Consider the following 26,163-nt stretch of genomic DNA (forward strand, 5'->3'; position numbering starts at 1 on the left):
TGTATACCTGATAAGAAACGCAGCCCATAAAAAAAGCCGGCGGAAGCCGGCTTGTCATCATTACTCGTGCGTTATGATGTTGGGAATAGTGTCATCCTTTCGCAACGTCATTATTTCGCAGCCGTTATCCGTTACCACAATAGTATGCTCATACTGTGCCGACAAGCTGCGATCTTTAGTTTTTACCGTCCAGCCGTCTTTCATGGTGCGAATTCGGTAATCCCCAGCATTCACCATGGGTTCAATCGTGAACGCCATACCGGTTTGCAAGACCACTCCACCATCATCTGCATCGTAGTGCAGAACTTGAGGCTCTTCATGGAAGCCTTCGCCAATACCGTGACCACAATACTCACGCACCACAGAGAAGTTCTCTGCTTCAACAAACTGCTGGATAGCTTTACCCAGCGTGCGCAGGCGGATACCTGGTTTGACCATCTTGATGGCCAAATAGAGGCTCTCTTGTGTCACGCGGCACAGGCGTTCGCCCAAAATAGTTGGTTTGCCGACGATGAACATTTTGGAGGTGTCGCCATGAAAGCCATCTTTAATCACGGTAACGTCGATATTGACGATATCGCCATCTTTCAGGATTTTTTCATCACTTGGGATACCGTGGCAGATGACTTCATTCACTGAGATACAAACTGATTTTGGATAACCGTGGTACCCCAAGCAGGCAGAAATAGCTTGCTGGTGGTTGGTGATATGGTCGTGACAGATACGATCAAGCTCGCCGGTACTGACCCCTGGTTTTACATGAGGTTCAATGATTTCCAGCACCTCAGCAGCCAAGCGGCCAGCAACGCGCATTTTTTGAATGTCTTCAGGTGTTTTGATTGAGATTGCCATGCAAAGTGTCCGTGGGGGCTGTATGTATCAGCCGCCGTTATTAATTATACCCTTCATCGTTGTTGCTATCGCAGGGGGTGAGAGCGCTACCGGCCTGCCACGCTAAATTATCGGGGCATAATTGTAGAAAAAATAGTTGTAGAAAAAACAGGTGAATGTCGATTCATAAAAAATCTGGCGCTAATGGTATCAGCCCTGCAATTTGCTGCCAAACTTTCGTTTGCAGTGGCGGCACTATATGCAACAAAAGTTGGTGTATTGTGGCTGTTTATGGTATAAAGCGCGCCGGCGAATCGCACTACGTTCTTAGTCATGTGCTAGTGGCAAATGTGTGATTCAGCTGAGTAATACCAAACGCACTCATATGTGTAAATAACACACACGTGTCGACACATACGCCGGGGTGCCCTAAAGTTTTTGATGATTATCAATTGCTTGTGGGGTCGGCGTTATGGGATACGTGGAGGCATAACCCCAACTGATACTATAGAGGTTTTAATCATGGCAACTGTTTCCATGCGCGATATGCTCCAGGCCGGTGTTCACTTTGGTCACCAAACCCGTTACTGGAACCCGAAAATGAAGCCTTTCATCTTCGGCGCACGTAACAAAGTTCACATCATCAACCTGGAAAAGACTGTTCCAATGTTCAACGAAGCTCTGGCTGAGTTGAAAAAGATCTCTTCCCGTAAAGGTAAGATCTTGTTCGTTGGAACTAAACGCGCAGCAAGCGAAGCGGTAAAAGAAGCTGCCAACAACTGCGACCAGTTCTTCGTGAACCATCGCTGGTTGGGCGGGATGCTGACTAACTGGAAAACTGTTCGTCAGTCCATCAAACGTTTGAAAGATTTGGAAATCCAGTCTCAAGACGGCACTTTTGACAAGCTGACTAAAAAAGAAGCGCTGATGCGTACTCGTGAACTGAACAAGTTGGAAAACAGCTTGGGCGGTATCAAGGACATGGGCGGCTTACCAGACGCTCTGTTTGTTGTTGATGCTGACCACGAACACATCGCTATCAAAGAAGCTAACAACCTGGGTATCCCGGTATTCTCTATCGTTGATACTAACTCCGATCCAGATGGCGTTGACTTCATCATCCCAGGTAACGACGATGCAATCCGTGCAGTAAAACTGTACCTGAGCTCTGTTGCTACTGCTGTCAATGAAGGTCGTTCTCAAGATCTGGCCGTTCAAGCGGAAGAAAGCTTCGTAGAAGCTGAATAATAAGTCAGGCTCGCAGGAGCCCTTATTAACCAGGTATTGAAAAATGTTGGTTAGGGGGCCTTTTATAGGCCCCCTTTGCGTATCTAATGTGAGATCTTGTCTTCACAAGAGAACCGAGGAAATTGAAATGGTTGCTATTACCGCTGCTTTGGTAAAAGAACTGCGTGAGCGTACTGCCGCAGGCATGATGGAATGTAAAAAGGCGTTGGTTGAAGCTAACGGCGACATCGAGCTTGCCATCGACAATATGCGTAAATCTGGTCAGGCTAAAGCTGCCAAGAAAGCAGGCCGTATCGCTGCTGAAGGTATCATTCTGGCTAAAGTTTCAACCGACGGTAAATTCGGTGTGATTCTGGAACTGAACTGTGAAACTGACTTCGTTGCTAAAGATGCTGGCTTTAAAGCATTTGGCGAAGAAGTGGTTAACGCAGCGCTGGCTGACAAAATCACCGATATCGAAGCGTTGAAAGCTAAGTTTGAAGAACAACGTGCAAACCTAGTTGCTAAAATCGGCGAAAATATCAATATTCGTCGTATTGCTGCACTGGAAGGCGATGTTCTGGGTACATATCTGCACGGTGCACGCATCGGCGTTATGGTTGCTGCAACTGGCGCTGATGAAGAGCTGGTTAAGCACATTGCTATGCACATCGCTGCAAGCAAGCCTGAATATGTTAAGCCAGAAGATGTGCCTGCTGAAGTTGTTGCTCGTGAGCACCAAATCCAGTTGGATATCGCTATCGAATCCGGCAAACCACGTGAAATTGCTGAGAAGATGGTTGAAGGCCGTATGCGTAAGTTCACCGGCGAAGTTTCTTTGACTGGTCAGAACTTCGTTATGGACCCAAGCAAAACTGTTGGCGATCTGCTGAAAGAAAACAAAGCTGACGTTGTCAACTTCGTTCGCTTTGAAGTAGGTGAAGGCATTGAGAAAGCTGAGACTGACTTTGCTGCTGAAGTTGCAGCAATGAGCAAACAGTCTTAATGCTAAAAATGGGGCCGCCAATAGGCGGTTCCATTTTATTCACACAGAATTTATTTCGATCAGTTTTGACGCATAGAATTGTGTTGAATGCCTGACGGACAAGTCTCCCTCATATTACTACTGCTGCTAGGACAGAACACCATGGCAACCAATGCAAAACCCGTATATCAGCGTATCCTGCTTAAGCTTAGTGGCGAAGCCCTGCAAGGTGCAGAAGGTTTTGGTATCGACGCAAGCGTTTTGGATCGCATGGCTCAAGAAGTTAAAGAGCTTGTCGAATTGGGCATTCAGGTCGGTGTGGTCATTGGCGGTGGTAACTTATTCCGCGGTGCCGGTTTGGCACAGGCAGGGATGAACCGCGTTGTGGGCGACCACATGGGAATGCTGGCTACTGTAATGAATGGCCTGGCAATGCGAGATGCACTGCATCGTGCCTATGTGAACGCTCGCTTGATGTCAGCTATTCCATTGAATGGCGTGTGTGATAATTACAGCTGGGCTGAAGCCATCAGCTTACTGCGTCATAACCGTGTGGTCATTTTTGCCGCCGGTACGGGTAATCCATTCTTTACGACGGATTCTGCTGCATGTCTGCGTGGTATTGAAATCGAAGCTGATGTGGTGTTGAAAGCCACCAAAGTTGATGGGGTCTACTCCGCAGATCCGGTGAAAAATCCTGACGCAACACTGTATGAACAGTTAACCTATCAGGATGTTTTAGAGCGTGAGCTTAAAGTTATGGATCTGGCGGCCTTCACTTTGGCACGTGATCATAATCTACCTATTCGCGTCTTTAACATGAATAAGCCTGGTGCACTGCGTCGCGTGGTGATGGGTGAGAATGAAGGGACGTTGATCACCAAAGAAGTGACATCAATCGTTAAATAAGCAGGTGCTCGAATGGCTAGGGGTGTTTCGTTTAAAAATTTGCCCCTTCAGTCAGCAACTGTTGGTTTGTATATTCACCGGCTATACTGAAGCTATGGCCTGCCAAGTAACCAGTTTTCAAGGGTTAACAACGTGATTAACGAAATTAGAAAAGACGCTGAAGTGCGCATGGAAAAGTGCTTTGAAGCCTTCCAGAACCATATCAGCAAGATTCGTACCGGTCGTGCCTCTCCAAGTATTCTTGATGGCATTCAGGTTGAGTACTATGGCACTGCTACGCCATTACGTCAGTTGGCTAACATCGTTGTTGAAGACTCTCGCACTCTGGCTTTGACTGTTTTTGACCGTAGCCTTAGCGCTGCCGTTGAGAAAGCAATTATGACGTCTGATTTGGGCCTAAATCCTTCTTCTGCTGGTACCGTAATCCGTGTTCCATTGCCAGCGTTGACTGAAGAGCGCCGTAAAGACCTCATCAAAGTTGTTCGTGCAGAGGCAGAGCAAGGTCGTGTCTCAATTCGTAACGTGCGCCGCGATGCTAACGAAAAAGTAAAAGCGCTGTTGAAAGACAAAGAGATTAGCGAAGATGAAGACCGCCGTTCTCAAGACGATGTACAAAAGCTGACTGATGCCTTTATCAAAAAAGTTGATACAGCGTTGGCTGCTAAAGAAGCTGAATTAATGGATTTCTAATCCTGATCCAGAATGATAAAGCGCCGCTTAGGGGGCGCTTTGTTTTTAGCAGAATCAATATTTTCAATCGATTAAAAGTTTCATCAAATCAACATAATATCGGCTAATTATATTATCTGCTAATCTGTCATTTGTCTTACAGCACCAAAAAATTGGGTTGGAGGAGATGAATAATACCGCCTGTCTTGCAGGATGGTGGACGCCTCGCCTATCACAAAAACAGTTATTCAGAGTACTCTCATGAAGCAACTGACTATTCTTGGTTCTACTGGTTCTATCGGCAACAGTACATTAGCTGTTGTGCGAGCTAATCCTGAATTATTCAATATCACTGCATTAGTTGCAGGTCGAAATGTCGAGCAGATGGCTCGGCAATGCCTCGAATTCGCTCCCCGTTATGCTGCAATGAGTGATGAAACAGCTGCTAAAGCATTGCGCCTGCTTTTAGCTGAGAACGGCTCAAAAACTGAGGTGCTCTCGGGGGAAAAAGCTGCCTGTGAGTTGGCTGCGTTAGATGATGTTGATCAGGTGATGGCCGCGATTGTTGGTGTGGCGGGGTTATCTTCTACACTGGCTGCTATTCGTGCGGGTAAACAGGTCTTACTAGCTAACAAAGAATCTCTGATTACTTGCGGCAAACTGTTTATGGATGAAGTAAAAAATAGCAAAGCACAACTGTTGCCAATCGACAGTGAGCATAATGCTATTTTTCAGAGTTTACCTGAAAAAATTCAGCGCCAATTGGGCTATTCTTCACTGAGTGATAATGGCGTTTCGAGTATCATTCTGACGGGTTCTGGCGGGCCATTACGCGAAATTCCGTTGTCGCAATTTGCAGATGTCACGCCAGATCAAGCTTGTGCTCATCCAAACTGGTCTATGGGCCGTAAAATTTCAGTCGACTCTGCAACAATGATGAATAAAGGGCTAGAGTATATTGAAGCTCGCTGGTTATTTAATGCTAGCGCACAACAAATAGAAGTCATTTTGCATCCTCAATCGGTCATTCATTCGATGGTACGCTATCATGATGGTAGTGTGCTCGCGCAAATGGGTACACCAGATATGCGTACACCTATTGCACATGCGATGGCGTATCCGAAGCGCGTTAATTCAGGTGTAGCATCGTTGGATTTTTGCAAAATAAGCGAGCTGACCTTTGCTACACCGGATTATCTACGATATCCGTGTCTGAAACTGGCCATTGATGCATGTAATGCAGGGCAGGCCGCAACGACAGCGTTGAATGCCGCGAACGAAGTGTCAGTCATGGCATTTTTAGATTCGCAGATTCGTTTTACTGATATCGCAGTTGTTAATCGAGCAGTAGTCGAGCATTTATCGTTACCGGAACCCTCTAGTGTTGATGAGGTACTGGTGATTGATCGCAAAGCCCGCACAACAGCGGCCCAAGCTATCGCAAAATTGAATAATTCAGAATTGCTATCTGATTTGGGAATTTGTTAGGGCAAGGCTGAGATGATATAGTCTGCACCGTCGATAGAGAGATAGACTGTTGATTAGTGGCCCAATAAGTATTTAAGCCGTCTATTTTGGCTGTCACTTAAGAAGCCGTGACTTGGTACACGGCTTTTTTTGTGCATTTGCTGCCTAATGTTCGGGACGAACAATTGATTTTTGAGGAAATGAGTCCGCATTATGTCGTCTGTAAATGAAGATAGGACTAGTTTGTCCCCCCTGATGCCACGCCATGTTGCAATCATTATGGATGGTAATGGGCGATGGGCTAAAAATCGCGGAAAATTAAGGGTTTTCGGTCATAAAGCAGGTGTGAAATCGGTTCGGCGTGCGGTAAGTTTTGCTGCCACCCATCATCTAGATGCACTCACACTTTATGCTTTCAGTAGTGAAAACTGGAATCGTCCTGCTCAGGAAGTCACCGCTTTAATGGAGCTTTTTGTTCGTGCACTGGACAGCGAAGTCAAAAGCCTGCATAAACATAATGTTCGTTTATCGGTTATTGGTGATATCAGTCGGTTTAGTGAACGTTTGCAACAACGGATCCGTCGCTCAGAAGCGCTTACAGTCAATAATGACGGTCTGAAACTTAACATTGCTGCCAATTATGGTGGGCGTTGGGATATTATTCAGGGCGTGCGCCATATCGCTGAACAAGTACAGCGAGGGGAGCTGCAACCCACAGATATCAATGAAGAATCGCTAAACTCGCATATCTGCCTACATGAGCAATCTGAGGTGGATTTAGTGATCAGAACCGGTGGTGAACATCGCATCAGTAATTTCTTGTTGTGGCAAATTGCCTATGCTGAACTTTACTTTACTGATGTACTCTGGCCTGATTTTGATGAACATGTCTTTGAAGGTGCGCTGAATGCATTTGCTCAACGCGAGCGTCGCTTCGGGGGAACTACACCTATCGATGCCACGGCATCCTAGGGGGAACTTTTGCTGAAGTATCGTCTCATAACTGCTTTGATTTTGATTCCAGTTGTCATTGGTGCACTGTTCCTGCTTCCGCCGGTTGGCTTTGCTATTGTCACTCTCTTCGTCTGTATGCTCGCAGCTTGGGAGTGGGGGCAATTAGCTGGATTTGCCAGTCGTTCTCAGCGTATCTGGTTAGCGATACTCTGTGGTTTCCTACTTGTCTTGATGTTGCTAAGTCTCCCGGCTTATCAGCATTCAGTTCATCTTCCGCAAGTTAGCGTTCCACTCTGGCTCTCTATGGGGTGGTGGCTCGCTGCATTGCTATTGGTGCTGACTTATCCACGTTCCGCTGCATTCTGGCGCGATTCGCGTCTCTTACGTATCATTTTCGGTATTCTGACCATTGTCCCATTTTTCTGGGGGATGGTGGCACTACGCCAGTATGGCTATGACCAGCACCATAATATTGGGGCTTGGTGGCTGTTATACGTAATGCTTTTGGTCTGGGGAGCTGATTCTGGCGCTTATATGTTCGGTAAGCTATTCGGTAAACATAAATTAGCGCCTAAAGTCTCACCAGGTAAAACATGGGAAGGATTAATTGGCGGTTTACTGACATCGGCTCTGATATCATGGCTGTTTGGCCGATATGCACCGTTAGATATCATCCCTGAAAAACTGTTAATCTGTTCCGTGGTCGCAGCATTGGCCTCGGTACTCGGCGATTTGACCGAAAGTATGTTTAAACGTGAAGCGGGAATCAAAGACAGTGGTCATTTGATTCCTGGTCATGGTGGGATACTGGATCGTATCGATAGCCTGACCGCAGCTGTGCCGGTATTTGCCTGCTTAATGCTGTTAGTGTTTTAATCCGTCACTGACGGGGAGTTTAGGGAATATGATGAGCATACTCTGGAGCCTGGCCGCGTTTATTATCGCACTGGGGATCTTAATCACCGTGCATGAATTCGGCCACTTTTGGGTGGCACGGCGTTGTGGTGTCCGCGTAGAACGCTTTTCGATTGGTTTTGGCAAAGCTTTATGGCGTCGGACTGATCGTCAGGGCACTGAATATGTCATCGCCCTGATCCCTCTAGGCGGCTATGTTAAGATGTTGGATGAGCGCGTAGAAGCTGTTGCGCCAGAATTTCGCCATCAATCTTTTAACAATAAAACTGTTTTGCAACGTGCGGCAATCGTCAGCGCGGGTCCTATTGCTAACTTCCTTTTTGCTATTATTGCTTACTGGCTAGTGTTCATCATTGGTGTGCCAAGTGTGCGTCCTGTCGTGGGTGATATTTCGCCACAATCCATTGCTGCACAAGCTAATATTTCTCCAGGAATGGAACTTAAGTCGGTAGATGGTATCGAAACGCCTGACTGGGATTCTGTTCGTTTGGCACTAATCAGTAAAATTGGTGATCAACAAACGCAAGTTGGCGTTGCGCCATTCACTACTGGTCATGAGGTATCAGGTTCTAGCAACATCGTGCAAAAGACGCTGGACTTACGGCAGTGGCAATTTGAACCAGACAAGCAAGATCCTGTTGTTGCACTGGGTATAATTCCCCGGGGCCCGCAGATAGAATCTGTTCTGGCTGAAGTACAATCTGGGTCAGCGGCGCAAAAGGCAGGTTTACAAGCAGGGGATAGGATCGTTAAAGTTGGCGGTCAAGCACTGGATCGGTGGCAGACTTTTGTTTTACAGGTTCGTGATAATCCCGGTAAACCGCTGGTTTTAGATATTGAAAGGGGAAGTACCCCCTTGTCTTTAACCTTGATTCCAGATACAAAATCGGTTGGAGAAAACCGCAGTGAAGGTTTTGCGGGTGTAGTACCGAAAGTGATACCGCTTCCGGATGAGTATAGAACGATTCGCCAATATGGCCCGTTTACCGCACTCTATCAAGCTGGGGATAAAACCTGGCAGTTGATGCGGTTGACGGTAAGCATGTTGGGTAAACTGATTACTGGTGATGTTAAACTGAATAACTTGAGTGGCCCGATATCTATTGCACAAGGCGCTGGAGTATCAGCTGAGTACGGGTTGGTGTATTACCTGATGTTTTTGGCGCTAATCAGTGTCAACTTGGGGATTATCAATCTGTTCCCGTTACCGGTATTAGATGGTGGACATCTGCTCTTCCTGGCGATAGAGAAGCTCAAGGGTGGGCCGGTTTCTGAGCGAGTACAAGACTTCAGTTATCGCATTGGCTCTATTTTGCTGGTGTTATTAATGGGGCTTGCACTTTTCAATGATTTCTCCCGTCTTTAACGGCAGGGGATAGGTTAGGAAGAACGCATAACAACGATGGCGATGAAAAAGTTGCTCATAGCGTCGCTGCTGTTTGGCAGCGCCACCGTATACGGTGCAGACGGGTTCGTGGTGAAAGATATTCATTTCGAAGGCCTGCAACGGGTCGCCGTCGGTGCGGCGTTACTTAATATGCCGGTTCGCGTAGGCGATACCGTCAGTGATGATGACATCGGTAATACTATTCGCGCGTTGTTTGCTACAGGCAACTTCGAGGACGTTCGCGTCCTGCGCGATGGTGATACGCTGATTGTTCAAGTCAAAGAACGCCCAACGATTGCCAGCATCACTTTCTCCGGTAACAAAGCGGTGAAAGATGACATGCTCAAGCAGAATCTGGAAGCCTCTGGCGTCCGGGTTGGCGAAGCCCTGGACCGTACCACTATATCCAGCATTGAAAAAGGACTCGAAGATTTCTACTACAGCGTGGGTAAATACAGCGCTTCTGTGAAGGCTGTTGTTACACCGCTGCCGCGTAACCGTGTCGATCTTAAATTAGTCTTCACTGAAGGTGTTTCTGCAAAAATTCAGCAGATCAACATCGTCGGTAATCACAGTTTCACAACTGATGAGCTCATCTCTCGCTTCCAATTGCGGGATGAAGTGCCGTGGTGGAACGTGGTTGGTGATCGTAAATATCAGAAGCAGAAGTTGGCTGGCGATCTTGAAACCTTGCGTAGTTTCTACTTGGATCGTGGGTATGCGCGATTCAACATTGATTCGACTCAGGTCAGTTTGACGCCGGACAAAAAAGGCATCTATATCACCATCAACATTACCGAAGGCAACCAATACAAGCTTAATAGCGTGGTTGTGAGCGGTAATCTTGCAGGGCACCAATCTGAGGCAGATAAGCTGGTACAGATTGAGCCGGGTGAACTGTTTAACGGCAGTAAAGTCACGCGAATGGAAGATGACATCAAGAAGATGTTGGGCCGTTATGGCTATGCTTATCCGCGTGTCGTGTCGCAGCCTGAAATTAACGATGCTGATAAAACAGTGAAACTGCATATCAATGTCGATGCGGGTAACCGCTTCTATGTCCGTAATGTTCGCTTCGAAGGTAATGACACCAGTAAGGATTCCGTATTACGCCGTGAAATGCGTCAGATGGAAGGTGCCTGGTTAGGGAATGATCAAGTCGAAGCGGGTAAAGAGCGTTTGAACCGCCTTGGCTACTTTGAAACCGTTGAAGTTGAAACTCAACGTGTTCCTGGAACACCTGATCAGGTAGACATTACCTACAAAGTTAAAGAGCGAAATACGGGTAGCCTCAACTTTGGTATCGGTTACGGTACTGAAAGTGGTGTGAGCTTCCAAGTCGGTGTTCAGCAGGAAAACTGGTTAGGTACGGGTAATACTGTCGGTATTAACGGCACGAAAAACGACTACCAGACGTATGCTGAATTTACGTTGACTGACCCTTACTTCACTGTTGATGGTGTTAGTCTGGGTGGGCGTATCTTCTATAATGACTTTAAAGCAGATAATGCAGACCTGTCGGGCTATACCAACAGTAGTTATGGTGTTGATGGTACTTTAGGCTTCCCAATCAATGAGTATAACTCCTTGCGTGTTGGCTTAGGTTACGTCCATAACGACCTGTCAGATATGGAACCGCAAGTCGCTATGTGGCGATACCTTGACTCTGTTGGTCAAGATCCTAACCTAGTTGACCGTGCAGGCTTCACCGCAGACGATTTCACACTGAATATGGGTTGGACATATAACAACCTTGACCGTGGTTTCTTCCCAACCAAGGGTGTTAAATCATCAGTCAATACTAAAGTGACTGTGCCGGGTTCTGATAACGAGTTCTATAAAGTGACGTTTGATACGTCTGCTTATCAGCCGATAGATGAAGATCATTCGTGGGTGCTGTTAGGCCGTGGTCGCTTGGGTTATGGCGACGGTATCGGCTCTAAAGAGATGCCATTCTACGAAAACTTCTATGCGGGTGGTTCCAGTTCTGTGCGTGGTTTCCGATCAAATAACATCGGTCCAAAAGCGGCGTACTATAATACTGATGGAACTGTCAGAAACTCTACCGATGCAGTCGGTGGTAACGCGATGGCGGTGGCCAGTTTAGAACTGATTACACCGACACCGTTTATTAGTGAGAAATACTCTAACTCTATACGGACTTCATTCTTCATTGATTCCGGTACGGTATGGGATACTAATTGGGAAAATACTGCAGCAACACGTGCTGCTGGCATACCTGATTATAGTAAAGCGAGTAATATTCGTGTGTCTGCCGGTGTGTCATTGCAATGGATGTCTCCATTGGGGCCACTAGTGTTCTCATATGCTAAACCGGTTAAAGATTACGAAGGTGATAAGTCAGAACAATTCCAGTTTAACATCGGTAAAACTTGGTAATTGTTAGGTAAAGCAGGGCCGAATTTTAAAGACAGCACTGGTAGTTGAAATAACCTAAGACCGCGTTGGCTCTGGCTGGCGCTATCTTAGGTGTTATTCAGTATTAAGTGCACTTCAAGGTGTCTCTGACACAAACGGGTAATGGTAAGGAGTTTATAGTGAAAAAGTGGTTGTGTGCCGCAGGTCTTGGTTTAGCATTGGCTGCTTCAGCCAGCGTTCAAGCCGCTGACAAGATTGCTATTGTTAATGTTTCCAGCATCTTCCAACAATTACCTGCGCGTGAAACCGTAGCTAAGCAGCTGGAGAATGAATTCAAAGGCCGTGCAACCGAATTGCAAGGAATGGAAAAAGATCTGCAGACTAAAATGCAGAGACTGCAACGTGATGGTTCTACCATGAAAGCCAGCGATCGTACCAAGCTGGAAAACGATGTAATGAAACAGCGTGAAACTTTCTCAACGAAAGCTCAGGCTTTTGAGCAAGACAATCGCCGTCGTCAGATGGAAGAACGTAACAAAATTCTGAGCCGTATTCAGGATGCTGTTAAGTCTGTTGCTAGCAAAGGCGGTTATGATGTGGTGATTGATGCGAATGCTGTTGCATACGCAGACCCTTCAAAAGACATTACTGCTGACGTGCTGAAACAGGTTAAATAAAACATGCCTTCAATTCGACTGGCTGATTTAGCCCAGCAGTTGGATGCACAGGTGCACGGTGATGGCGATCTTGTCATCACCGGCATCGCTTCTATGCATTCTGCCCAACCTGAGCAAATCACGTTTTTGTCAAACAGCCGTTATCAGGAACAACTCGCCACTTGCCGTGCAGGTGCTGTGGTGTTAACTGAGGCTGACTTACCTTTTTGTAAATCTGCGGCGCTTGTGGTTAAGAATCCGTATTTAACCTATGCACGTATGGCGCAAATAATGGATACCACACCTCAACCGGCGCAAGATATTGCCCCGAGTGCGGTGATTTCTTCGCAGGCAACGCTGGGAGAGAATGTCTCAGTCGGCGCAAATGCAGTGATAGAATCAGGTGTTGTGCTGGGCGATAACGTTGTTATCGGTGCTGGCTGCTTTATTGGTAAAGATACTCACATTGGCGCTGGTAGCCGTTTGTGGGCCAATGTTTCCGTTTATCATGAAATTGTGATTGGGCAAAATTGCCTGATTCAGTCCGGTACGGTCATTGGTGCAGATGGTTTTGGCTATGCAAATGATCGTGGCAACTGGATAAAAATCCCGCAGCTTGGTTCTGTGCATATTGGTGACCGTGTAGAGATTGGTGCCTGTACAACGATTGACCGTGGTGCATTAGATAATACGATAATTGGTAATGGCGTCATCATTGATAACCAATGTCAGATTGCACATAACGTTGTGATTGGCGACAATACCGCAGTTGCGGGTGGTGTTATCATGGCGGGCAGCCTGAAAATTGGCCGTTATTGCATGATAGGTGGGGCCAGTGTGATCAATGGTCACATGGAGATTTGTGACAAAGTCACTGTGACTGGAATGGGAATGGTGATGCGTCCAATCACTGAACCTGGGTTATACTCCTCCGGTATTCCGCTACAACCGAATAAAGTTTGGCGCAAGACAGCTGCTTTAGTGATGAATATTGATGGGATTAATAAGCGATTAAAAGCTATTGAGCGTAAAATCGATAAAGAATAATCACTCAAGCCAGACACTCTGAGCAAATAATTAAGCTATTGGCAGTTGATGCCAAAAGTAGATACCCAAAGAAATGGATATTGCAGGTCGGCTGTAAGCGAATGATTCCCGAGACTTCCTCATATGAGTGTTTGAAGTGAGTATTTGGGTATAAAAGTAGCGCTAGCTCCAGCAGTTTCAAGCTTGAAGGGTATACAGAGTTCCTAATTTGCGGCCTGCCTAATGCCTCCCTTTTGGGGCAGTGCAGGCCGTGTTGTTGATAGCATCAGTTTTTTAGACAGGAAGAGTATTTTGACTACTGACACTCATACTCTGCATATTGAAGAGATTTTGGATCTACTCCCGCACCGTTTTCCGTTCTTGCTGGTAGATCGTGTCCTTGATTTTGAGGAAGGAAAATTTCTGCGTGCAGTGAAGAACGTCTCTTTCAACGAGCCATTTTTCCAAGGCCACTTTCCGGGCAAACCTATTTTCCCTGGCGTGCTGATTTTAGAAGCTATGGCACAAGCTACAGGGATTTTGGCGTTTAAGAGCCGTGGTAAGCTTGAGCCTGGCGAGCTTTATTATTTTGCTGGTATTGATGAAGCCCGCTTCAAGCGTCCGGTTGTTCCTGGTGATCAAATGATCATGGAAGTTGAGTTTGTCAAAGAACGTCGTGGTTTGACTCGTTTTACCGGTGTTGCCAAAGTCGATGGTGAGATTGTTTGTACGGCTACCATGATGTGTGCTCGTAGCAAACCCGCGACACCGCCAGCAGAACCTGTAGTTGCAAAGGAGTCCTGATACGTGATTGACAAAACGGCCGTTATCCATCCAAGTTCTATCGTCGAAGAAGGCGCTGTTATTGGCGCAGGCGTTCGTATTGGCCCCTTCTGCTTTGTCGGATCCCAGGTGGAAATCGGCGCTGGCACGGAACTGAAATCCCATGTCGTCGTTAATGGAATAACAAAAATCGGCTGCGATAATCAGATTTATCAATTTGCTTCTATTGGTGAAGCAAATCAGGATCTGAAATATGCAGGTGAGCCAACTAGAGTCGAGATCGGTGATCGTAACCGTATCCGTGAAAGCGTTTCTATCCATCGTGGCACGGTGCAAGGTGGGGAATTGACGAAAGTAGGCAGCGATAATTTACTGATGATCAATGCCCATATTGCCCATGACTGTATTATCGGCAATCGTTGCATTCTTGCGAATAATGCAACGCTGGGTGGTCATGTGGAAATTGACGATTATGCCATTATCGGTGGTATGACTGCCATTCACCAATTCTGCGTGATCGGTGCGCATGTTATGGTGGGTGGTTGTTCTGGCGTTGCTCAAGACGTGCCTCCGTTTGTCATTGCACAAGGTAATCACGCGACACCGTTCGGTATCAATATCGAAGGGCTGAAACGTCGTGGTTTCGACAAAGAATCGCTTCATGCTATCCGCAATGCCTACAAGTTACTGTATCGCAGCGGTAGAACGTTAGATGAAGTGAAACCTGAAATTGCTGAATTGGCGGAGCAATATCCAGCTGTTCAAGCATTTAGTGATTTCTTTGCTCGTTCGACTCGCGGCATTATTCGCTGATCTATGCAAATTAGCCCATTAGTTGCAGATCGTCCATCAAGTGGCGAGCGTCCTTTAACGATAGGTTTAGTCGCTGGAGAAACATCTGGCGACATCTTAGGTGCAGGATTAATTCGTGCGCTGAAAGCTCAGGTACCTAATGCTCGCTTTGTCGGCGTTGCGGGGCCTCTGATGCAAGCTGAAGGATGTGAAGCTTGGTTTGAGATGGAAGAATTGGCAGTGATGGGCGTTGTTGAAGTGCTAGAACGCTTGCCACGGTTGCTGAAAATCCGAAAAGAGCTAACTCAACGTTTTAGTGAGTTGGCTCCTGATGTTTTTGTGGGCATTGACGCGCCTGATTTTAATATCACCCTAGAAGGGCGCTTGAAGCAACGTGGTATTCGTACCATTCATTATGTCAGTCCATCAGTATGGGCTTGGCGACAAAAACGTGTTTTCAAAATAGGTAAAGCGACTGATATGGTGCTCGCTTTTCTTCCTTTTGAAAAAGCGTTTTACGATCGTTTTAATGTTCCTTGCCGCTTTATCGGTCATACCATGGCCGACGCCATGCCATTAACCCCAGATAAGCCAGCAGCAAGAGCTGAATTAGGCATTGCGCCAAATGTGCCCTGTTTAGCCTTACTACCCGGAAGCCGCCACTCAGAAGTTGAAATGCTTAGTGGTGATTTCCTGCGTACTGCTGTCCTCCTCAAGCAAAAGCTGCCTGAGCTTGAAGTCCTCGTTCCTCTGGTCAATAGCAAGCGACGTGAACAGTTTGAACGTATCAAAGCTGAGGTTGCTCCTGATCTATCGGTACATTTACTTGACGGTAATGCTCGCGCGGCAATGATAGCCAGCGATGCGACACTGTTGGCATCCGGTACTGCTGCATTAGAATGTATGCTGGCAAAATGCCCAATGGTCGTCGGTTATCGTATGAAACCGTTCACTTTCTGGTTGGCTGAACGTCTAGTCAAAACCCCCTATGTATCATTACCAAACTTGTTAGCAGGGGAAGAGTTGGTGACGGAATTGCTGCAACAAGAATGTCAGCCGCAAGCATTGGCTGATGCATTGTTGCCGTTGTTGCAAGGCGGTGAAGCGGTTGAAGCATTAAAAGCACGTTTTCTGATTTTGCATCAGAGTATTCGTTGTGGTGCTGATGAGCAGGCAGCGCAAGCAGTCATGGAGTTAGCTGGACGATGACGGAAATATTTATCTACCCACAAGCTAATCTCATTGCCGGTGTGGACGAAGTCGGCCGTGGCCCTCTTGTTGGCGCAGTTGTCACCGCAGCCGTGATTCTTGACCCAAAGCGGCCCATCATTGGGCTAGCTGATTCGAAAAAATTGAGTGAAAAGCGTCGCTTATCACTGTATGACGAAATTACCGATAAGGCCCTATCATGGAGCCTTGGTCGTGCTGAACCAGAAGAGATAGACCAACTGAATATATTGCATGCTACGATGCTGGCGATGCAAAGAGCGGTTGCAGGGCTTCATATCGCACCTGATTATGTCTTGATTGATGGGAATCGCTGCCCGAAATTGGCTATGCCATCGTTAGCAGTGGTGAAAGGTGATAGCCGAGTAGCTGAAATTAGCGCTGCTTCGATTCTGGCTAAAGTGACCCGAGATCGTGAAATGACCGAACTAGACCAGGTCTTTCCTGAATATGGTTTTGCGCAGCACAAAGGTTATCCAACCGCTGTCCATCTGGAAAAATTGTCTGCCTTCGGTGCGACAAAACATCATCGCCGTAGTTTTGGCCCAGTTAAACGTGTGCTGGGTTTGGTGTAAAGCGCAACTTAATATTCATTGCATTTGGATATGATTTCTCAGCAATGAATTGCTGATGGCATGATTCCATCCACTAATTTTGAGTATCCTCGATATGGCCGAGCCTCGTTTTATCCACCTTCGTGTTCACAGTGACTATTCCATGATTGATGGATTAGCCAAGATTGGACCTTTGGTGAAAAGAGCTGCAGCATTAGGCATGCCAGCTCTGGCCATCACTGATTTTACTAACCTCTGTGGCTTGGTGAAATTCTACGGTAGCGCGCATGGTGCTGGCATTAAGCCCATTATCGGTGCAGATTTTTACGTACAAAGTGATCTGCTGGGGGATGAGTTATCTCATCTTACTGTACTGGCGCGTAATAACGAAGGTTATCAAAACCTGACTTTGCTGATCTCCGAAGCTTACCAACGAGGTTATGGTGCTGCTGGTCCTATTATTGACCGTGATTGGTTGATTAAGCACAGAGACGGATTGATCCTGCTTTCTGGTGGCCGGATGGGGGATGTTGGCAAGTTTATTTTGCGTGGAAATCAGGCTCTAGTTGAGCAGTGCTTGGCGTTTTATCAAGAACATTTCCCTGACAGTTATTATTTAGAATTGATTCGCACCGGTCGTCCAGATGAAGAAAACTATCTGCATGCCGCTGTAGCATTAGCGACTGAACAGGGTCTGCCAGTCGTGGCAACCAATGATGTGCGCTTTATCGATGAATCAGATTTTGACGCACATGAGATTCGTGTTGCCATTCATGATGGCTTTACATTGGTCGATCCTAAGCGCCCCAAAAATTATAGCCCTCAGCAATTTATGCGTGACGAAGAGCAGATGTGCGAGCTGTTCGCGGATATTCCTGAGGCACTGATCAACAGTGTAGAAATAGCTAAACGTTGTAATGTGACCATCCGTCTTGGGGAGTATTTCTTACCACAGTTCCCAACGGGTGAGATGAGTACAGAAGATTTTTTGGTTGAAAAATCCAAACAAGGTTTAGAAGAACGGTTGGAGTTCTTATTTCCCGATCCTGAAGTTCGAGCGCAAAAGCGCCCTGAATATGATGAGCGTTTGGATATTGAACTAAAAGTTATCAACCAGATGGGTTTTCCCGGCTACTTCTTGATCGTCATGGAGTTTATCCAGTGGTCTAAAGATAATGGCGTACCAGTAGGGCCAGGGCGAGGCTCTGGTGCGGGTTCGCTCGTTGCCTATGCGCTAAAAATTACCGATCTTGACCCGCTGGAATTTGATTTACTGTTCGAACGTTTTCTTAACCCAGAACGTGTTTCTATGCCCGACTTCGACGTTGACTTCTGCATGGAGAAACGCGATCTGGTGATTGAACATGTTGCGGACATGTATGGCCGTGATGCGGTTTCCCAGATCATTACCTTTGGTACGATGGCGGCCAAAGCAGTTATCCGCGATGTGGGCCGTGTGCTGGGCCATCCCTATGGTTTTGTCGATCGAATATCCAAATTAGTCCCACCAGATCCAGGCATGACGCTGGAAAAAGCTTTCGCCGCTGAACCTCAGTTGCCTGAAATCTATGAGGCCGATGAAGAGGTTCGAGCGCTGATTGATATGGCGCGTAAGCTGGAAGGGGTAACACGTAACGCCGGTAAACACGCTGGTGGTGTGGTTATCGCGCCGACTAAAATTACTGATTTTGCACCGCTTTATTGCGATGCAGAAGGTCATAACCCTGTCACCCAGTTTGATAAAAATGATGTCGAATACGCAGGCTTGGTGAAGTTTGACTTCCTTGGTTTGCGAACGCTCACTATCATTAACTGGGCGTTAGAGATGATAAACGCTCGTCGTGCCAAGATTGGATTAGAGCCTATCGATATCGCCTCTATTCCGCTGGAAGATAAAAAAAGCTTCGATATGCTGCAACGTTCAGAAACGACGGCCGTATTCCAGCTTGAATCCAGAGGCATGAAGGATCTTATCAAACGGCTGAAGCCTGACTGTTTCGAAGACATGATCGCACTGGTGGCCTTGTTCCGACCAGGCCCATTGCAATCGGGGATGGTAGATAACTTTATCGACCGTAAGCATGGGCGTGAAGCAATCTCTTATCCGGATATTGAATGGCAACATGAATCCCTGAAGCCCGTACTTGAACCGACCTACGGCATTATCTTGTATCAAGAACAGGTCATGCAGATTGCTCAGGTTCTGTCTGGTTACTCACTCGGTGGCGCAGATATGCTTCGTCGTGCGATGGGTAAAAAGAATCCGGCGGAGATGGCTAAACAGCGATCTGTATTTGAAGATGGCGCAAAAAATCAGGGCGTTAACGGTGAGCTGGCCATTAAAATTTTTGACTTGGTAGAGAAATTTGCCGGTTATGGTTTTAACAAATCTCACTCCGCTGCTTATGCTTTAGTTTCTTACCAGACACTTTGGTTGAAAGCGCATTATCCGGCTGAATTTATGGCGGCCGTCATGACTGCCGATATGGATAATACCGATAAAGTAGTTGGCTTGGTTGATGAGTGCTGGCGTATGGGGCTGAAAATTTTGCCTCCAGACATCAACAGCGGGTTATATCATTTCCATGTGAATGATGAAGGTGAAATCGTTTACGGTATCGGCGCTATCAAAGGGGTTGGCGAAGGGCCCATTGAAGCCATGCTGGAAGCCCGTAAAGAGGGCGGCCACTTCAAAGAGCTCTTTGATTTGTGTGCCAGAGTTGATACCAAAAAACTCAATCGTCGAATTCTAGAAAAACTGATTATGTCCGGTGCATTCGACCGCTTAGGACCGCACCGTGCCGCACTGATGAGTTCGTTGGGGGAAGCCTTAAAAGCCGCAGACCAGCATGCTAAAGCCGAAGCTATTGGTCAGGCAGATATGTTCGGAGTACTGGCTGATGCACCTGAGCAGGTTGAACAATCTTATGCTAATGTGCCGCCGTGGCAGGCACAAATCGTCTTGGACGGTGAACGGGAAACGTTGGGGCTGTATCTAACGGGTCACCCGATTACTCAATATCTTAAGGAAATAGAACGTTATGCCGGTGGGCAGCGTTTGAAAGATATGCATCCGACGGATCGGGGCAAAATGACCACAGCAGTGGGGTTGGTTATCGCTGCTAGGGTGATGTTAACTAAGCGCGGGAATAGAATTGGTATTTGTACGTTAGATGACCGTTCTGGGCGTCTAGAGGTGATGTTATTCACCGATGCGTTGGAAAAATATCAGCATTTATTGGAAAAAGACCGTATCCTGATAGCCACTGGACAGGTCAGCTTTGATGACTTTAGTGGTGGACTTAAAATGACTGCCCGTGAGTTAATGGACATCAGTGAAGCTCGTGAAAAATATGCCCGTGGGCTTGCTATATCGCTGACCGACAGGCAAATTGATGACCAGCTTTTGAACCGTCTCCGTCAATCGTTGGAACCCCATCGAGCGGGGACGATCCCAGTGCATCTTTATTACCAACGGGAAGATGCTCGCGCTCGGCTACGGTTTGGAGCCACATGGCGCGTGACGCCCACCGATCGCTTATTGATAGATTTGCGAACGCTGGTAGGTAATGAGCAGGTGGAACTGGAATTTGACTAAAATAGGAATGCTATGAGTCTTAATTTTCTTGATTTTGAACAGCCGATTGCAGAGCTGGAAGCGAAAATTGACTCGCTGACTGCAGTCAGCCGTCAAGACGAAAAATTAGATATTAATCTGGATGAAGAGGTCCAGCGTCTACGAGATAAAAGCCTTGAGCTGACGCGGAAAATTTTCTCGGACCTTGGCGCATGGCAGATTGCCCAACTGGCACGCCATCCGCGTCGTCCTTATACCCTGGATTATATCGCTAATATTTTTACCGATTTCGAAGAACTGGCTGGTGATCGCGCTTATGCCGACGATAAAGCCATCGTAGGTGGGCTTGCTCGTCTGGATGGTCGCCCAGTGATGATCATTGGTCATCAAAAAGGTCGCGAAACCAAAGAGAAGATCCGTCGTAACTTTGGGATGCCTGCGCCAGAAGGCTATCGCAAGGCACTGCGTTTGATGGAAATGGCAGAGCGCTTTAAGCTGCCAATTATTACCTTCATTGACACCCCTGGGGCTTATCCGGGCGTGGGAGCAGAAGAACGAGGCCAATCCGAAGCCATCGCACGTAACTTACGCGAGATGTCACGCTTGAATGTGCCTATCGTGTGTACCGTTATCGGTGAAGGTGGTTCTGGTGGCGCATTAGCCATCGGTGTTGGTGATAAAGTGAATATGCTGCAATACAGCACTTATTCAGTTATCTCTCCAGAAGGCTGTGCATCCATTTTGTGGAAAAGCGCCGACAAAGCACCGTTAGCTGCCGAAGCGATGGGTATTACTGCACATCGCTTGAAAGAGCTGAAAATGATTGATTCAGTCATTCCTGAGCCTTTAGGTGGTGCACACCGTGATTATTTAGCGATTGCCGCTTCATTGAAAGCGCAACTGCTGGCAGATCTTAGTGATCTAGATGTACTGAATGACGAAGAGCTACTGAATCGTCGTTATCAGCGTTTGATGAACTACGGCTATTGCTGATTTTATTCATTCGGTAATGTCATCGTAGTTGGAAAATCCGGAGCTGGCCTCCGGATTTTTTTATCAAGCTAAGCAAAATCGCCTACGCGAATTGATCTTTAAGTCGGAGTGGCACATGCTAGCAATTCGTCAGATTCACCATATCGCAATTATTGGCTCAGATTATCAGGCCAGCAAAAAATTCTACTGTGAAGTGCTGGGCTTCAGCCTGATCAGTGAGGTTTATCGTGAAGAACGTGATTCTTGGAAAGCGGATCTCGCCCTAAAAGGTCACTACACCATCGAATTATTCTCATTCCCTAAACCCGCACCTCGTCCAAGTCGTCCGGAAGCCTGCGGCTTGCGACATTTGGCTTTTCAGGTTGATGACATTGAACTGGCGGTCAGTGAATTAGAGGCTGCTGGTGTTATTTGCGAAGTGATACGCATTGACCCTTATACTCAATCACGTTTTACTTTCTTTAATGATCCAGATGGCTTACCGCTGGAACTCTATGAGTTGATGCCGGAATAACATGAACGCTACCCCAGCCATACCAAATATTTTACTTAACCCCGTGTTCGCTCAGTTGGGGAAGCATCGTCATTTTTTGGTAGGGTTCAGCGGTGGTTTAGATTCCAGCGTATTGCTGCATTTATTGGTCTGTATACGCGACCAACTTATCCCTGAGTTAAAAATACGTGCTATACACATTCATCACGGCTTAAATCCGTTAGCAGATGAGTGGGTAAAGCATTGCCAACAGCAATGTGAACAATGGCAAATTCCGCTCGTCGTAGTGCGAGTGAACATTGATCCCCGCCATAATGGTATTGAGGCAGCCGCCAGAACAGCCCGCTATCAAGCATTTTCTTCCCATTTGGCATCTGATGAAATATTACTCACGGCCCAGCATTTGGATGATCAATGCGAGACATTTTTGCTTGCGCTTAAACGGGGCAGTGGCCCTGCGGGACTATCAGCAATGGCCGCTAAGATGCCCTTTGCTCATAGCCAGTTGCTGCGACCTTTACTGGGTTTCTCGCGTCAAATTCTCGAAAGTTATGCTCGAACGCATCTATTACAGTGGATTGAAGATGACAGCAATCAGGATGATCGCTTTGATCGCAATTTCCTGAGGTTAAACGTTCTGCCATTGCTCAATCAGCGCTGGCCACATTTTGCTCAAGCGACAGCACGTAGCGCGAGTTTATGTGCTGAACAGGAACAGTTACTGGACGAACTGCTTGCAGATAATCTGCAACAACTGAAAACGCCCCATGGTGCGATATCGATTGAAGGGCTATCGCAGGCCTCAGAAGCAAAACGGTCAGCATTATTGCGCCGTTGGCTTGCCGGACAGGGAGCCGCAATGCCATCGTATAGCCAATTGCAGCGCTTGTGGCTGGAGGTTGCCATGGCTAGGCAGGATGCAGAACCACAGTTAACGCTCGGCGCTTACCAGGTTCGTCGGTTCCGGCAATATCTGTATCTTGTACCTGTGCTAGATGAGATTAATGTGCAGCATTTACCTTGGGTGATAGTTCAAAATACAGATGTACCGCCAGAACCGTTGGTCTTACCTGCTAATTTGGGCGTTTTGCGCTTTTTATCCAGCGGCAGCCAAGCCATTAGGCCGCCAACTGTCGGCGATGAAGTCAGTATCGGTTTTGGACTACGAGGGGACATAAGAATTGTTGGGCGGCATCATTCTCGCCCAGCTAAGAAGATATGGCAGGAGCTGGGGATTCCGCCATGGCAGCGGGAGCGTATACCATTACTCTATTTCGGCGAACAATTGATTGCTGCCGCTGGCGTCTTTGTGACTCAGGCCGGCCAAGCGAAAGAAGGTGAGACCTGTTGGTACCTGAATTGGGCTAATGGGGAATTAAAATAAATAATAAGTACGACGTACGGTGCAGGAAAGTGGCAAATCAGAGTCACCTAGCAACCTGCAATTTGAAGGATATTGAGTGAGGAGCAATGATGAAATTAATCGTCAGTACGTTAGTGTTACTGGGATTGTGCAGTTTTTCAGTACTCGCAAAAAATGACATCGAAGCAGGGCGAGCAAAGTCTGCCAGTTGTGTGGCATGCCATGGTATGAATGGCAAAGTATCAGTGCCAATGTATCCCAATTTAGCGGGGCAAAATGCGATGTATTTGGAGCAATCCTTAGCGGCATATAAAAAAGGTGGGCGTACAGGGGGGCAAGCTGAAGTGATGCGTGCTTATGTCGCTAATTTATCTGACGAGGATTTTTCTGATCTGGCCGCTTACTATGCCAGTTTAAAGCCATAGTCAGCCAGTCTAAAGCCATAACGCGTCAGTCTGGAACTGAGTACGGCTGAAACATTAGGGCCGCTTTTCAGCGGCCCATATAAAGCGAGGGAATTATGAGGCACTTACCACGACAGTCCCAATTTCGGGGTGACTGAAACTGGCGATATGGTCCAGACGTAACTCGCGCATAGCGCCGTCTTGTTCAACAATCAGGTATTCGACCTTTTTTCTCAGCAGCAGATCGCTAGCTTTACCCTCTACGATCTCACCGCCTCTCAACTTCAACGTCAGTATCAGGTGATGTTGGCAGGCGAGCTCCAGATTATCGTAGTCATCACAATTGATGGGTTGATACTCTTCACTCATCGACATAATCGCTCACCAATAAGTTAGCGGCGGCAAAGGCCGCCTGTTCCCTAACGGAGGACGGGAGTGCGTCGTTAGCCGCAACTTCGTCCAATGCTTTCAATACACAACGCAGGGCGTCTGGCACGTAACCAAGATCACCACTTCCTATTTCGGCATAAAAACGGCGTACTAATTCACAGTATTGTTGCACAATAATCCTCCTGGAAAAGTTTAACCCAGTAGATTCTCAGTGGATACGCCACACCGTCAACCTACGAAGATAAACTCTGAACTTATAAGGACTATAGCACAGGAGTGATGGAGATATTAGAGTGCTATATAAGGTTTATTTCTTGTATTGATACCATTAATAGCTCTCTTTACACATGGTTGGCTGGCTGCTGGCAGACCTGATCAAGTACACTGTGCGTCAGATATTTAAGAGGTCACCCATGGCACTAAAAGCAACCATCCATAAAGCTGTTGTTAATATCGCGGATATGGATCGTAATTTTTTTCAGGATGTTAACCTGACGATAGCGCAACACCCTTCTGAAACCGACCAGCGCATGATGCTACGCTTATTAGCATGGATTTGTCATGCTGACGAACGTTTGCAATTTACCAAAGGGTTGAGTGCTGACGATGAGCCGGAGATCTGGCGTCACAATGATCATAATGGCATTGAGCTTTGGGTAGAGTTAGGGCTTCCAGAAGAAAAACGGCTACGAAAAGCCTGCAATCAATCGCAGCAAGTTGTTTTGTATGCCTATAGTGAACGGGCCGCTAAAGTGTGGTGGCCACAAGTTCAGGAGAGGTTATCAGGGTACCGCAATCTTCAAGTGCGTTTCCTCGATGATGAACAAATGGCAAAGTTGGCAGCGTTGTCTAATCGAAATATGTCATTGCAAGCTACGCTGCAAGAAGGGACTATCTGGCTTTCAGATGATAAGAATAGTCTGGAAATTAGTTTTGCTGAATGGCAAAGCAATGGGCAATAAACGTGCTGATTATATCTAATAACGTTAGCTTACCCGACAGTGAGATTGAACTAACCGCGATTCGATCGCAGGGAGCGGGTGGCCAGCATGTTAACAAAACCTCAACTGCTATTCATTTGCGCTTTGACATCAAGGCATCAAGCCTGCCAGAGTATTATAAAGAAAAGTTATTATTACTTAATAGTCATTTGATGACGGCTGACGGCATCGTCATTATTAAGGCGCAAGAATACCGCAGCCAAGATATGAATCGTGAGGCAGCTTTAGCGCGGCTGGTGGCATTAATTCGTCAGGCAATGGTGGTGGAAAAGTCCCGCCGCGCGACGAAACCCACCAAAGGCTCAAAAATTAGACGAGTTGAAGGCAAAGTCCGCAAAGGCGCAATAAAAGCACTGCGCGGTAAAATACATCAGGCATGATGCTAAAAGGCTTCAAGTCTTATTATCGAACACAGTACGGGAGAATAACTGTGAATAAATTAGCAATTTCGCTGTTTGTGGCAGTCGGTGCGCTGTCACTATTCGGTTGCAACAATCGGCATCAGCCGGTTGAGCAGGCACTACAACCGATGCAGCAAAGCTATCAGGGTGTATTACCCTGTGCAGATTGTAGTGGGTTGGATACCTCACTTTTTCTTGATAGCGATGGTACGTTTATCCTGAAAGAGGTTTATCTTGGCAGCAAAGACGGTGATCAGTCTTTTGCTGAATATGGTAAGTGGGCGCGTACTGCGGACAAATTAGTCTTAACTAATGGGCAGGGAGATAAACGTTATTTCCGACCTGTCGGTAAGAATCTGGTTATGCTCGATCAGCAAGGTTTACCTATCCAATCGAAGTTGAATTACCAATTGGTGCCAAGCGTTCAAGCTATCCCTAAAACCCCGATGCCATTAAGTGGTATGTATAAATATTTTGCGGATGCGGCGGTTTTCACGGATTGCGCGACGGGAAAAACATTCCCAGTTGAGAATAATATTGCGCTGGAAAAGGGATATTTGAAGGCTCGTAAAAACGCTGGCGAACCTGTATTCCTGACGCTTAATGGCCATTTTGATATTCGGCCTTCGATGGAAGAAGGGCAGTTGGATAAAATGCTGATTCCGGCGGGTGATGATATTCAGTTTAATGCGAATAAAAACTGTGACAGCCAATAAAGTACATTAATTAATAATAAAAAAAAGCCACTGGTTAACCAGTGGCCTTATCAGCAAAATCCCT

The 26,163-nt window shown here is 46.8% G+C and carries 26 protein-coding genes; 23 read left to right on the plus strand and 3 right to left on the minus strand.

Features of this window, described 5'->3' with window-relative positions; translation table 11 throughout:
• Window positions 1–60: 60 nt before the first annotated feature.
• The gene (gene map / locus DA391_RS04835) at window positions 61–852 is read right to left on the minus strand and encodes a type I methionyl aminopeptidase (protein ID WP_019211545.1); all 792 of its coding nucleotides are present in this window, start codon (window positions 850–852) and stop codon (window positions 61–63) included.
• A 501-nt stretch (window positions 853–1,353) separates the two neighbouring features.
• On the opposite strand from map, the gene rpsB reads away from it, so the two are divergent.
• From rpsB to DA391_RS04940, 20 genes are all read left to right on the plus strand, one after another.
• On the plus strand, window positions 1,354–2,079 hold the full coding sequence (rpsB, locus tag DA391_RS04845; protein WP_019211544.1) for a 30S ribosomal protein S2: 726 nt from the start codon (window positions 1,354–1,356) through the stop codon (window positions 2,077–2,079).
• A 127-nt stretch (window positions 2,080–2,206) separates the two neighbouring features.
• Window positions 2,207–3,064, plus strand: a complete 858-nt coding sequence (gene tsf / locus DA391_RS04850) for a translation elongation factor Ts (protein ID WP_050286481.1) — start codon at window positions 2,207–2,209, stop codon at window positions 3,062–3,064.
• Window positions 3,065–3,205: 141 nt separating this feature from the next.
• The gene (gene pyrH / locus DA391_RS04855) at window positions 3,206–3,952 is read left to right on the plus strand and encodes a UMP kinase (RefSeq protein ID WP_050082308.1); all 747 of its coding nucleotides are present in this window, start codon (window positions 3,206–3,208) and stop codon (window positions 3,950–3,952) included.
• 132 nt (window positions 3,953–4,084) lie between these two features.
• Window positions 4,085–4,642, plus strand: coding sequence for a ribosome recycling factor (gene frr, locus DA391_RS04860; RefSeq protein WP_019211542.1), 558 nt, complete (start codon window positions 4,085–4,087; stop codon window positions 4,640–4,642).
• 240 nt (window positions 4,643–4,882) lie between these two features.
• Entirely contained in the window at window positions 4,883–6,109 is a 1,227-nt protein-coding gene (gene ispC / locus DA391_RS04865) for a 1-deoxy-D-xylulose-5-phosphate reductoisomerase (protein ID WP_050286495.1), read from the plus strand.
• 192 nt (window positions 6,110–6,301) lie between these two features.
• Window positions 6,302–7,060 carry a (2E,6E)-farnesyl-diphosphate-specific ditrans,polycis-undecaprenyl-diphosphate synthase gene (ispU, locus tag DA391_RS04870; RefSeq protein WP_050082309.1) on the plus strand — a complete coding sequence of 253 codons (759 nt, stop codon included), beginning with the start codon at window positions 6,302–6,304 and terminating at the stop codon, window positions 7,058–7,060.
• A gap of 9 nt (window positions 7,061–7,069) precedes the next feature.
• Window positions 7,070–7,918 carry a phosphatidate cytidylyltransferase gene (gene cdsA / locus DA391_RS04875; protein WP_108087418.1) on the plus strand — a complete coding sequence of 283 codons (849 nt, stop codon included), beginning with the start codon at window positions 7,070–7,072 and terminating at the stop codon, window positions 7,916–7,918.
• 28 nt (window positions 7,919–7,946) lie between these two features.
• On the plus strand, window positions 7,947–9,323 hold the full coding sequence (gene rseP / locus DA391_RS04880) for a sigma E protease regulator RseP (RefSeq protein ID WP_050082313.1): 1,377 nt from the start codon (window positions 7,947–7,949) through the stop codon (window positions 9,321–9,323).
• Between the two features lie 36 nt (window positions 9,324–9,359).
• Window positions 9,360–11,744, plus strand: coding sequence for an outer membrane protein assembly factor BamA (gene bamA, locus DA391_RS04885; RefSeq protein WP_019211537.1), 2,385 nt, complete (start codon window positions 9,360–9,362; stop codon window positions 11,742–11,744).
• A gap of 158 nt (window positions 11,745–11,902) precedes the next feature.
• Window positions 11,903–12,400, plus strand: coding sequence for a molecular chaperone Skp (gene skp / locus DA391_RS04890; RefSeq protein ID WP_019211536.1), 498 nt, complete (start codon window positions 11,903–11,905; stop codon window positions 12,398–12,400).
• Between the two features lie 3 nt (window positions 12,401–12,403).
• Entirely contained in the window at window positions 12,404–13,426 is a 1,023-nt protein-coding gene (gene lpxD, locus DA391_RS04895) for a UDP-3-O-(3-hydroxymyristoyl)glucosamine N-acyltransferase (protein ID WP_050082315.1), read from the plus strand.
• A gap of 291 nt (window positions 13,427–13,717) precedes the next feature.
• Window positions 13,718–14,209, plus strand: a complete 492-nt coding sequence (gene fabZ / locus DA391_RS04900) for a 3-hydroxyacyl-ACP dehydratase FabZ (RefSeq protein WP_004874503.1) — start codon at window positions 13,718–13,720, stop codon at window positions 14,207–14,209.
• A 3-nt stretch (window positions 14,210–14,212) separates the two neighbouring features.
• Window positions 14,213–15,001 (plus strand): acyl-ACP--UDP-N-acetylglucosamine O-acyltransferase, encoded by a 789-nt coding sequence (gene lpxA, locus DA391_RS04905; RefSeq protein ID WP_019211534.1) that lies wholly within the window; start codon window positions 14,213–14,215, stop codon window positions 14,999–15,001.
• A 3-nt stretch (window positions 15,002–15,004) separates the two neighbouring features.
• Window positions 15,005–16,189, plus strand: coding sequence for a lipid-A-disaccharide synthase (lpxB, locus tag DA391_RS04910; RefSeq protein ID WP_050286483.1), 1,185 nt, complete (start codon window positions 15,005–15,007; stop codon window positions 16,187–16,189).
• Window positions 16,186–16,782, plus strand: coding sequence for a ribonuclease HII (gene rnhB, locus DA391_RS04915; protein ID WP_049606001.1), 597 nt, complete (start codon window positions 16,186–16,188; stop codon window positions 16,780–16,782). Before lpxB ends, rnhB begins: the two co-directional genes overlap by 4 nt.
• 94 nt (window positions 16,783–16,876) lie before the next feature.
• The gene (gene dnaE, locus DA391_RS04920; RefSeq protein ID WP_050873801.1) at window positions 16,877–20,359 is read left to right on the plus strand and encodes a DNA polymerase III subunit alpha; all 3,483 of its coding nucleotides are present in this window, start codon (window positions 16,877–16,879) and stop codon (window positions 20,357–20,359) included.
• Window positions 20,360–20,371: 12 nt separating this feature from the next.
• Window positions 20,372–21,331, plus strand: a complete 960-nt coding sequence (gene accA, locus DA391_RS04925) for an acetyl-CoA carboxylase carboxyl transferase subunit alpha (RefSeq protein ID WP_050082319.1) — start codon at window positions 20,372–20,374, stop codon at window positions 21,329–21,331.
• 115 nt (window positions 21,332–21,446) lie between these two features.
• Entirely contained in the window at window positions 21,447–21,845 is a 399-nt protein-coding gene (locus DA391_RS04930) for a VOC family protein (protein WP_050082320.1), read from the plus strand.
• A 1-nt stretch (window position 21,846) separates the two neighbouring features.
• Window positions 21,847–23,208: a tRNA lysidine(34) synthetase TilS gene (gene tilS / locus DA391_RS04935; protein ID WP_050082321.1), complete on the plus strand. Its 1,362-nt coding sequence runs from the start codon at window positions 21,847–21,849 to the stop codon at window positions 23,206–23,208.
• Window positions 23,209–23,294: 86 nt separating this feature from the next.
• Window positions 23,295–23,612, plus strand: coding sequence for a c-type cytochrome (locus DA391_RS04940; protein WP_050082322.1), 318 nt, complete (start codon window positions 23,295–23,297; stop codon window positions 23,610–23,612).
• A 93-nt stretch (window positions 23,613–23,705) separates the two neighbouring features.
• On the opposite strand, the gene rof is transcribed toward DA391_RS04940, so the two are convergent.
• A complete protein-coding gene (gene rof, locus DA391_RS04945; RefSeq protein WP_019211527.1) occupies window positions 23,706–23,966 on the minus strand; it encodes a Rho-binding antiterminator in 261 nt (86 codons plus the stop codon).
• Window positions 23,953–24,153 (minus strand): YaeP family protein, encoded by a 201-nt coding sequence (locus DA391_RS04950; protein WP_019211526.1) that lies wholly within the window; start codon window positions 24,151–24,153, stop codon window positions 23,953–23,955. The genes rof and DA391_RS04950 overlap by 14 nt, the downstream gene beginning before the upstream one ends.
• Before the next feature lie 241 nt (window positions 24,154–24,394).
• Between DA391_RS04950 and DA391_RS04955 the strand changes: the two genes are divergently transcribed.
• Genes DA391_RS04955 through nlpE form a run of 3 tightly spaced genes read left to right on the plus strand, consistent with a single transcriptional unit; the run spans window position 24,395 to window position 26,099 of the window.
• The gene (locus DA391_RS04955) at window positions 24,395–24,943 is read left to right on the plus strand and encodes a YaeQ family protein (RefSeq protein ID WP_108087419.1); all 549 of its coding nucleotides are present in this window, start codon (window positions 24,395–24,397) and stop codon (window positions 24,941–24,943) included.
• Window positions 24,944–24,945: 2 nt separating this feature from the next.
• Window positions 24,946–25,362 carry an alternative ribosome rescue aminoacyl-tRNA hydrolase ArfB gene (gene arfB / locus DA391_RS04960; protein WP_042806744.1) on the plus strand — a complete coding sequence of 139 codons (417 nt, stop codon included), beginning with the start codon at window positions 24,946–24,948 and terminating at the stop codon, window positions 25,360–25,362.
• A gap of 50 nt (window positions 25,363–25,412) precedes the next feature.
• Window positions 25,413–26,099 (plus strand): envelope stress response activation lipoprotein NlpE, encoded by a 687-nt coding sequence (nlpE, locus tag DA391_RS04965; RefSeq protein WP_050286489.1) that lies wholly within the window; start codon window positions 25,413–25,415, stop codon window positions 26,097–26,099.
• The last annotated feature ends 64 nt before the right edge of the window (window positions 26,100–26,163 follow it).

Source organism: Yersinia massiliensis (assembly GCF_003048255.1).
Lineage (GTDB): Bacteria > Pseudomonadota > Gammaproteobacteria > Enterobacterales > Enterobacteriaceae > Yersinia > Yersinia massiliensis_A.